This window comes from Oculatella sp. FACHB-28, assembly GCF_014696015.1.
GTDB lineage: Bacteria > Cyanobacteriota > Cyanobacteriia > Elainellales > Elainellaceae > JAAUTN01.
Window position 1 is genome coordinate 1 of sequence record NZ_JACJPJ010000049.1, and the last position, 4,294, is coordinate 4,294.

The 4,294-nt window shown below is 48.1% G+C and carries 4 protein-coding genes and 2 pseudogenes; 1 reads left to right on the forward strand and 5 read right to left on the reverse strand.

Translation table 11 applies throughout. From position 1 onward, the window contains the following. Positions 1-84: 84 nt before the first annotated feature. The 5 genes and pseudogenes from H6F88_RS09730 to H6F88_RS09750 all read right to left on the reverse strand — a co-directional run. Positions 85-801, reverse strand: a pseudogene (locus tag H6F88_RS09730) (transposase domain-containing protein); the annotation flags it as partial. A 68-nt stretch (positions 802-869) separates the two neighbouring features. Next, a pseudogene (locus tag H6F88_RS09735) lies at positions 870-1,052 on the reverse strand (IS110 family transposase); the annotation flags it as partial. A gap of 536 nt (positions 1,053-1,588) precedes the next feature. Continuing rightward, on the reverse strand, positions 1,589-3,112 hold the full coding sequence (locus H6F88_RS09740) for a helix-turn-helix transcriptional regulator (RefSeq protein ID WP_190642560.1): 1,524 nt from the start codon (positions 3,110-3,112) through the stop codon (positions 1,589-1,591). Beyond that, positions 3,093-3,338: a CopG family transcriptional regulator gene (locus H6F88_RS09745; RefSeq protein WP_190642561.1), complete on the reverse strand. Its 246-nt coding sequence runs from the start codon at positions 3,336-3,338 to the stop codon at positions 3,093-3,095. The genes H6F88_RS09740 and H6F88_RS09745 overlap by 20 nt, the downstream gene beginning before the upstream one ends. A gap of 296 nt (positions 3,339-3,634) precedes the next feature. Beyond that, the gene (locus tag H6F88_RS09750) at positions 3,635-3,814 is read right to left on the reverse strand and encodes a ribbon-helix-helix protein, CopG family (RefSeq protein ID WP_190642562.1); all 180 of its coding nucleotides are present in this window, start codon (positions 3,812-3,814) and stop codon (positions 3,635-3,637) included. Positions 3,815-3,946: 132 nt separating this feature from the next. Between H6F88_RS09750 and H6F88_RS09755 the strand changes: the two genes are divergently transcribed. Next, positions 3,947-4,147 (forward strand): hypothetical protein, encoded by a 201-nt coding sequence (locus H6F88_RS09755; RefSeq protein WP_190642563.1) that lies wholly within the window; start codon positions 3,947-3,949, stop codon positions 4,145-4,147. Positions 4,148-4,294: the final 147 nt, after the last annotated feature.

A 4,294-nucleotide genomic window follows, 5' to 3' on the forward strand; every position in this document is an offset into this window, starting at 1 on the left:
TTTTAACGCTTTGACCAGACCCAACTCAATCTTGCGATCTAACCTTGGGTTGCGATCCCATAACCGGTCAAGTCACTACTTTTCGATCCAGCCAAGGTTATTGTCGCCGAACAGGGTAGCTTGCACCATGCCAAACGAATGCCGTCCTCGGTCCCACATCAGTAACATACCAGTGCCGATGGAGCGTAACAGCTTCAGCACCCGTCGTCGCTCTCCCATGCGGTAGGGACAAATGAGGGCATCGGTGATCAGATGCGTTCCGGCTTCAATCAGCAACACCAATCGCGCTTTAGGAAATGCGGCATGATGACCAAAACGAGTGCCAGGATAACCAAACACACGCGCATTGCTGGGGGTGTCTGGGATATCGAGCAAGGTGCCGTCTACGGCCATCAATCGCAACTCGCCCAGAAATGCTCCAGGTGTCTCGGGGGTTGCTAATGGACGCACCACTCGCTCAAATAACTGTCGCATCACCTGAGGTCCTAATCTGGCTCGTGCTTCACTAATCGAGGCACTATTGGGCACTTTCCAGTACTGCGATAAGCGCGTCCACTGCCCACTCAACCCATCGACTAAATTCTTTAGTACGTCTCGCATAGCCGCTTTTGACCAGAAGCTAAACGCAATCACCAAGCACACTACCAAGTGGGCAGGCAACTTCCGTTGTCGTTGAGTTTGACGCTTACTTTCAATAATCGCGTCATTGATGCTCTCGACTGATATTGCACTTTCAATCGCTTTGAAAACCTGTCCTGCCTCAATCGTGGGCGTAATTAAGGTGAATTCTCGCAGTTGCATAGTGGCGGGGCTGAAGTTGGTAGAACTGCCTGTAATCTATCAACTTCAGCCTTAACCGAGAAGTATTGGCACGCTTGTAGCCAATCGGCGAGCGCATACAAATCTGCTGTAAAAGCGCCAAAACTCCTGACGTTCTCTACAGCTCGTTCTGCGGGAACGCAAACCCAGTGAGTTTGAGAGCCAATGTCAATTCCTGCTGCGTTCACATTGATGGGTTCTAACTGAGATGAAGCTTGCCGTTTTGAGCGCATACCTATTCCTATTTACCCTGTAGGTTAAACAAGTGCGCCTTGACCTAGATTGACGGACGATAGAGTCTCCTAAACGGGATAGTGATTATTCACTTCACCAATGTCATCACCGTCCTAGTCCAGGACCAAGCTTTCATGCGAGCCAAGTGCATCAGTGAGGGGTCGGTCTTAACTGTCAAGGCACTGCACAAGTTTAGGAAACGGCGCAACAGAATTCTGTTTCTTTCACACATAAGGAGCAGGATAGCTCTTGAACAGCTTTCATCATTCTCGCTGGAGAATAGCTGAAACGACATAAATTCGTTGTAGCCGAACCAAATGAATTCAGTAGAACCGTATGTCAACAGAACAAGAATTTATTCTCTTCTCAGAGTGATGAAACAGGGCTATTTGCTGATGGTTGAAACATTGAAGTCACTGCTAGGGGAAACCAATGTCACGATCGCAGAAAGTGAACCCCCACCAATATCCTCCAAAATCCTTGAATATTGAGTATCTTTGCAGGGTTACATGACTTGTAACTACCCCCAACTGCCCTACTGGATACCAAGAATGTGACGTAATAGACTCTGGTCAGCGTCAACTGCGCGGCGACGATTGCTCTCAACTAGCTTGACCCAACTTACGCTTTTGCCAACTGTGGAGGCGAGTTGAGCCTGAGTCCACCCTTTTGCCTGACGTGCAGCTTTGACCATTGCGCCATCTAATTTCGCTGCTGGTAATGGTGCAATTACAGCTAAACTCTGGGCTTCAATCCCCCGATCGCTGTGTTTTGTGGCAACCGTGGTTCGTTTGCTTTTTTCAGCGCGCCTTGCCTCAATTTCATCCAAGCAATCTTGAATTTGGGAGGGTAGCTTGAAGGTTAGCTTGGCAGGAAACCAATATTTGGAGATGTAATTGTCCGGTAGCCACTTTGTACCAAGAAGCTGTTGATTTCGCTCTTTAGTCGGCAAAGCTGCAAGTTCATCGGGCAAGCTCCAGATGGGTCTGAGCCATAGAGGATAAGTTTCATCATCGAAGTCAATATCAACTTTGAGGCTATCTTTGAGAGCTAACAGAGCATTATCCACTGAATCCTTCAATTTCCAACCGTAGCGGCGATCGGACAGGGCTTTCTCAATTTCATTGCTAGGTAAAACACTGTCCAGCAAGCTTTCCAGGGTATAAACTCCGTTTGGACGAGCGCGGCTGTTCTGAATCAGGTACAGTGTCATGCTAGTTGCAAGTTTGCGCCGATGAGGGTCAATGTCAAACACTTCTTTAGGGATCAGCCCGTACTGGTACAAGGCTTTTCGCTGTTGTGCCCCTTCCCGATTCAGAAAGCTATGCGTCCAAAGTCCTGGCTGTACACGAATGACAACCTCGTGCAGTTCTTCGGTTTCACCATCCACGTGAGCCTGGGTGTATTCTTGAACCGAGACAATCCATAGCAAACTTCGCTCGCGAACGCACAAGTCCATCTCACCCTCAAACCAGTGAATCACCGCACCTAACGTTCCGACGACCCATGCCAAATCTGCGATCGCCTTCAACTTTTGTGATTTAGTGAACTTATTGCTGTTGTGGACTTTGAGCGTTTTAATCAGATCTGTGCCCAACAGGTAAAAAGGCTCCTTCCACGGTTCAGATTGCAGCGAAGCGTAGGTGGCAAAAACGGCATGGAGACGCGCTGCCATCACCCCATACTGCTCCAAAATCTCTCGCTCCGCTTGCGTTGAGATCGAATCCGCCTGGTGCTTTTGCTTGTTTAATACATAAAACTCGATGTAGCGCCCCTTACCAAACTGCTTCTGAAAATAAAGGCGATCCTGCTCATACTCACTCCAATCAGGAGGTTTGAGAAACGCCTGGGTTGCAGAGATGACAGGCGCACCACTCGCCATCATCTCCATTGATTTGGTGACAAACAGAGGCGGCTCAGTTCGTGGGAGATTCCGGGGTTTACGAATCCGGGTGCGAGTAGATTGAGGCGGCAGAACTTCTACCTGGGTCAACTCTAATTGAGAATTGGCTTCCCCAACGGGAGATGCATCTTGGGGATTACTGACTTTCGGCTGCATTGTGCTCATCCATTGAAGAAACAGTGTGGAGCCAGGGAGTTCCCACGGGAATTATCCGCCGAGCAATCCGCTCAATAAATTCAGAACGAGAGAGTTGAAACTCTGCTGCGAGTTCGTCCAGTCGTTCGACTGCTGTAGGGGTCAGACCAATCATCGTCGGCTTTTTCGGCTCTGAGTAATACTGCCCCAATCCTTTCCGGCTTTGCTTTTCCTGACTAGCGCTCATGGTGAAGTGCGATCGGTTATATAAGAGATACCACAGCTTTCTAAAGTGGGCACCCTTACCTTCTCCTGCTGAGTCTTAATTCCCTATCTTCTTAAGAAATTGGCTGACCGTAGCCATTCCAAAAACTTACTGCTCGCTCAAAAATTCCAAACTATGGGTCGTTGAGGGTCGATTAAGCTTTGAGAAACGCCAAGGTTGGTGTTTTTATAGGAACTTCCTGACACGGTGGCTACCGGGTCTGGAATTCTTCTAATGAACGGGCTACTTATGATGACTGCCACCTGTCATAACCCCACTTAACTCTTGTCCTGCTTGTTACTGGGTGGCAGTTTGCCAGATTGTTCAGCTTCTCGGATAGCACGCCTTAAGATCAGCACTGCCATTTGCGACAAAGAGCGCTCTTCAGCATCTGCTAATCGTTGCAGTGCCTCCTTGTCCTCTTCATCTACGTATAAGGTGATTGTCACTTTTGCCATGCCCTCCATCATAAGTATTCTAGGTGTTTTTCCCTCAGATACACAGGAACACACAGTTTTTATGAAAAACACACAGAAACACACAGACCATGTTAATATCCAAAGCAGCACGATTTGAGGTTCTAGGCAATCATGCAAGATCGACCACTGATCGTTTCGTCTGTATCGCTACCTGTCCAAATACCAGAGTTTTTGCCCAAACTAAGATCTCCTTTAGGACAGAATGTCGGGTGGAGCTGTGTACCAAGCCGAGACTTTGCGCGCATCCTAGGCATTATTTTTGCCGGTGAAGGAAGTGTGCGAGCGACAGGCTACCACTATGCGATCGCATAGGACGGTCTGAGCCAGAGAAGAATGAAGACACAAAGAAACTGTCAGATCTGGGTACTCAGATCACCGCTTTTTTCATCACCTCTTATCATCAGAAGCTTCCTCTTTCCCATTTGCGATTAGATGGCTTGAAATAAATCTTTCAATTCA

Bases quoted from the DNA above. Each gene is read 5' to 3' on its own strand.
- H6F88_RS09740 (WP_190642560.1), bottom strand. From the start codon at position 3,112: ATGCAGCCGAAAGTCAGTAATCCCCAAGATGCATCTCCCGTTGGGGAA.
- H6F88_RS09745 (WP_190642561.1), bottom strand. From the start codon at position 3,338: ATGAGCGCTAGTCAGGAAAAGCAAAGCCGGAAAGGATTGGGGCAGTAT.
- H6F88_RS09750 (WP_190642562.1), bottom strand. From the start codon at position 3,814: ATGGCAAAAGTGACAATCACCTTATACGTAGATGAAGAGGACAAGGAG.
- H6F88_RS09755 (WP_190642563.1), top strand. From the start codon at position 3,947: ATGCAAGATCGACCACTGATCGTTTCGTCTGTATCGCTACCTGTCCAA.